Below are 4,017 nucleotides of genomic sequence, written 5' to 3'. Positions count from 1 at the left end.
CTGGTGTCGATCCCGGGACCCCAGTTGCGGGAGAGCATGCCCGTGCCGTTGTCGAAGCTTTCGTCCCAGACGGTGTTGAACTGGGTCAGGTCAAGGGTAGCGGCCATGGTCAAACGTCCTTTGAAGCGTGGGACGTGCGAGGCGCGGCTGCCTGAGATCGCGTTTTTGAGGTAATCTCACCCCAATACTCAATTATAAGTTGAGATTGATAACGCGATTGGCCGTGAGGCCGGTTCGAGGACCGCGCCCGCTTCCCACTTTTTCGTGAAGCACGAACAAGTGATCTACGCTGCTGTGCCCTGTATGCCGATCACAACTTTTGCGTGCAATCACTGATGAGTGAATCGCGCATCACGTTTTTATTGCGTGTTTGAAGGCCAAACCATCATCGTCCTTTGACCCTGTCGGCCGATGCGCCTGACAAGCGACGGCGTCAGCCGTTTTAGCGATGGTGGGAAAGACCACACTCCACCCATCCCGGCCGACCAACACGCAGGAACCTGCGCGCATGCGCATTCAAGCCATGCTGAAGCGCCGCGCGTCACACGTGCAGCCACAACACCACGCCAGATCGTCAGGGTTGGGCCGCAACTGCCACAACAATTAATTGCAAAAACAAAATCGCGCATCTGTGTTCTCAAGTTTGTCCAGAATGCGCGTAATAAGGCTTATATAAACAACTTATGAGATATAAGAATGGCTGATGTTTTTGGATCCGAATCGAATAATGGTTTGTCTGGCACCAACTTCGACGATGCACTGTATGCTTACTCCGGAAACGACACGTTGAACGGAGGCAGCGGCAGCGACCGTCTGTTCGGCGATGCTGGTAACGATCGTCTACGCGGCGGACCCGGAAACGATACGTTGTCTGGCGGAGATGGTACGGATACTTTTGTGTTTTACAGAGCTGACGGATACGACCAAATCACCGATTTCGTTCGTGGCGTCGATCACTTGGAGTTCCGCAGCATTTCAATTCGAGAAGTCAGTTTCGCTGCAGTCGATGGCGGCGTTAACGTTCGATACGGTGGGATCAGCGGCCAAGCCTCGAATCACGGTGAAATCTTCATCGCCGGCGTCTCCACCCTCGGGCTCAGTGATTTCATCTTTAGCTGACTGAGTTTGCCTCAAACGGACTCAGCCAAAGGATTCCGGCAGCGCCTCACAGATAGAACCAAAATGGCGATCTGGATCGTTCGCTGCTCTACTGCGCTGAGTGGTAGTTGCCAGTGAAAGATCGTAGCGACTCAGCCGTAGGAGGGATCGGTGGAGAGACCCCAAGCCTTCCCGCTCGATGCAGAGCACCCCATAGACGATCTCGTTTGGTCGGATACGGTTGCTGAGGCCTTGGCCCGAGAGGGCCACGAGCTCCAACTGTCCTTCAGCTGGATCAAAGGTGAGCTGCAGCCTGTTCGACAGCTGCGAGCCGATCCCGACCGCCTCTGGGCTGAAGTGGACCTGCCAGTGCTACTCGCACAGGATGCTCCGTTTCCCTTTGGGTAGTAGCTCGTGGCTACGAAGTCGCCGAAGCTTTGGGCCGGTGTTCCGCAAGAGCGACCGCCCTGGGGTGCGGTGCTGATGCGCCGCATCCTCGTTTCGCAGGCGCTCTCCGCGCTCTCGTATCCCTTCATGTGAGCGAACCGCGAATTTACAGCCGCATGGTTTCGTTTCGAAAAATCCGACGCTGCACGTTAACCGGTTGAGCGTCCACCTCCCCTTTCATGGCGATGTCAGCTCAAGATGAAATCGCGTGCCGTGAGATGATGCACGCCCACCAGCTCGATCTCGCCGGTCGCTTCGGGCACTGGCACTGGTAGTCCGCGAGGCGGAGGGCCGAAGCGGGTGGCAAACTGCACGATGGTATGGCCGCCCTCGATCTCGTAGCGCACCTGCAGTCCGGTGCTGGCCTCGAACGGATCGGTGCCAAGAAAGACAGGCCGGGGCTCGCCGCCGGGATCTGGGAAGGGGTTGTTGTAGCCATGTAGATCCAGCCGATCCGTGCCCGGCCGAAAATCAAGAATGACGTCGCGATTGCCGGGACCGACGCCGGTGTCAGGCCCGGTGACAGAGCCGCTGACACCGGGCTCCAAACCGAGCCCGTACAGGAAGATGTCACGTCCTGCGCCGCCGATCAGGGTGTCCGCACCCACGCCGCCGCTAAGCGTGTCCCGCCCGGTCCCGCCATCCAGCAGGTCGCCACTGCCGCCGCCCAGAACGGAGTCGTCGTCGCCGCCGCCGAACAGCCAGTCGGAACCGTCCGCACGGATAATCTCCGTATTGCCCGAAGGGCTCTCGCCAGCGGCACCGAAGCCGAAGATCGTGTCGTTGCCTGCCTCTCCAAAGACGATATCGGAGCCGAAGCCCGCCAGGATGAAGTCATCGCCCGCGTCCGCCAAGATCAGGTTGTTGCCCGGCGTCTCTCCGAGGAAACGGGGCGGGTACGGGCCGAAATCGAGCGATATGTAGGGCCCTGTTCCCAACTGCCCGCCCAGTGCGGGCACTGGGATATTGTCGCCGGCGATCGTGTCATCGCCCGAACCGGCAAAAATAGCGTCGTTGCCCGCCCGACCCGAGACGAAGTCTGCACCGCCGCGCCCGAAGATAAGGTCCGTTTCGGCCGTGCCGGTGAGCGTGTCAGGGCTCAGCGTTCCAGTGGTGAGTGCCATGGCTTTTGCCTCCCGCAGGGCGGCACGGGGCCACCCCGCACCAAACAAAAGCTTGGCCCTTTCGCGCTACTCCTCGGGCCTATGAACACGCATGCGCGACATCCGCGGGAGGCGACCATGCGTGCGCTGTGAGTGCAGCGGTTCGGCCACTCACAGGCTCTCCGCCTCTGGTAGGTGTCGAAAACATGGAGCATATATTGCTTACATGTTAACACGAGCAACCAAGCTCGGAGGGAGAGACGCCATGCAGCATCCTGTCCTGCTCCATATCAAAGAGCACACATGGCTTTGGGTGGCCGGCCTTGTCGCCCTCGCGGCGCTTGCTGTGGTGCTGAACCAAAGCACCCCGGCAGCTCTGATCTTCATGGTGGTAGGCATACTGGTCATCCTGAAAGGCCAGGGGACTGACCTCCTGACGATCGTCACGGACGATCCGCTTTCGCCAGAGGAGGATGAGCTCAATCTCGCGGCTAAACCTGCTACCCCACGAGGCGACGCGAGATAGCAAGCGGCTTCGGACAACACAGCAAACCGCACATAGTCCGGAGTGTGACGGACCTATTGCTGGCCAACCGCGACGCCCGGCAGCAGCCGTCCTGAGGATCTCGACAGCTGGCCTGACGAACCAAACAAGGCCGAGCGCGGGGCGTGTATCAACAACGACGAGGTTGTCGTCCAGCCAGCGCTCAGCAGTGTCGCGGCGGAAGTCGCCTAACTGGCGTGTGGCGCCCCGCCGGGTATCCAGCGTGCTGCCGCTCGGCAATGTGCGGAACGCCTCCTCTGCGCTGATCACGTGCAACCGAGCCTCATTGATCCGTGCCGATCCGGTTTCCGCTGGTGGTAGCGCCGGCAATTTGGCCAGCAGGCGCTGCGCAATGGTCAGCGAATGCAGCTCAAAGCGCTGTCGCAGGATTTGCAGCAATCCCCTTGCGCAGGCTGATATTTCCAAAACATCCGGAGCGGGGTTCGGGCCTTATCAGAGGGGAGGCGAGCGTTCGGGATACCGATGGAATGCGGGGAGTGCGGCTGAAGCGTGAGTGGCAGTACGGGTGAGCCCCACCAGGCGGGGAAGCGCGGTGTCGAAGCGCAGTCAATCAGCCCTTGCAGCTTTTCAGCGGCGTTTGCCGGGTCCGGGCTCGCCATCGGTGACGCTGTCATCCGGTGGAGGACAGAGGGTCACCTGACCGCCCCGGGCGTGGAACTCGCTTACCATGGGGGCGGCCTCGTCCTCGCTGGGTGTCAACGCCGCCTGAAATCTGACCCACTTCGTCTTGGTCCGCCGATCGAAACCTGACCCCCTTGATGCCCGGGGGTGGGGCGAGCCCCAACCCCCGGGCGGCGCCGTTCA

3 protein-coding genes are annotated in these 4,017 nt (G+C 60.5%); 2 read left to right on the top strand and 1 reads right to left on the bottom strand.

Annotation, left to right across the window (positions count from 1 at the left end):
* Nucleotides 1-696 precede the first annotated feature (696 nt).
* Complete coding sequence (locus tag E2C06_RS40545) at nucleotides 697-1,119, top strand: M10 family metallopeptidase C-terminal domain-containing protein (RefSeq protein ID WP_133293268.1); 423 nt, start codon at nucleotides 697-699, stop codon at nucleotides 1,117-1,119.
* 614 nt (nucleotides 1,120-1,733) lie between these two features.
* On the opposite strand, the gene E2C06_RS35620 is transcribed toward E2C06_RS40545, so the two are convergent.
* Nucleotides 1,734-2,669, bottom strand: a complete 936-nt coding sequence (locus E2C06_RS35620; protein WP_133293267.1) for a calcium-binding protein — start codon at nucleotides 2,667-2,669, stop codon at nucleotides 1,734-1,736.
* 244 nt (nucleotides 2,670-2,913) lie between these two features.
* On the opposite strand from E2C06_RS35620, the gene E2C06_RS35615 reads away from it, so the two are divergent.
* Nucleotides 2,914-3,174 carry a hypothetical protein gene (locus E2C06_RS35615; RefSeq protein ID WP_133293266.1) on the top strand — a complete coding sequence of 87 codons (261 nt, stop codon included), beginning with the start codon at nucleotides 2,914-2,916 and terminating at the stop codon, nucleotides 3,172-3,174.
* Nucleotides 3,175-4,017: the final 843 nt, after the last annotated feature.

Source organism: Dankookia rubra (assembly GCF_004355005.1).
GTDB lineage: Bacteria > Pseudomonadota > Alphaproteobacteria > Acetobacterales > Acetobacteraceae > Paracraurococcus > Paracraurococcus ruber_A.
The sequence above is the reverse complement of the archived record's forward strand: the minus strand, read 5'-3'. Positions and strand labels throughout refer to the sequence as shown.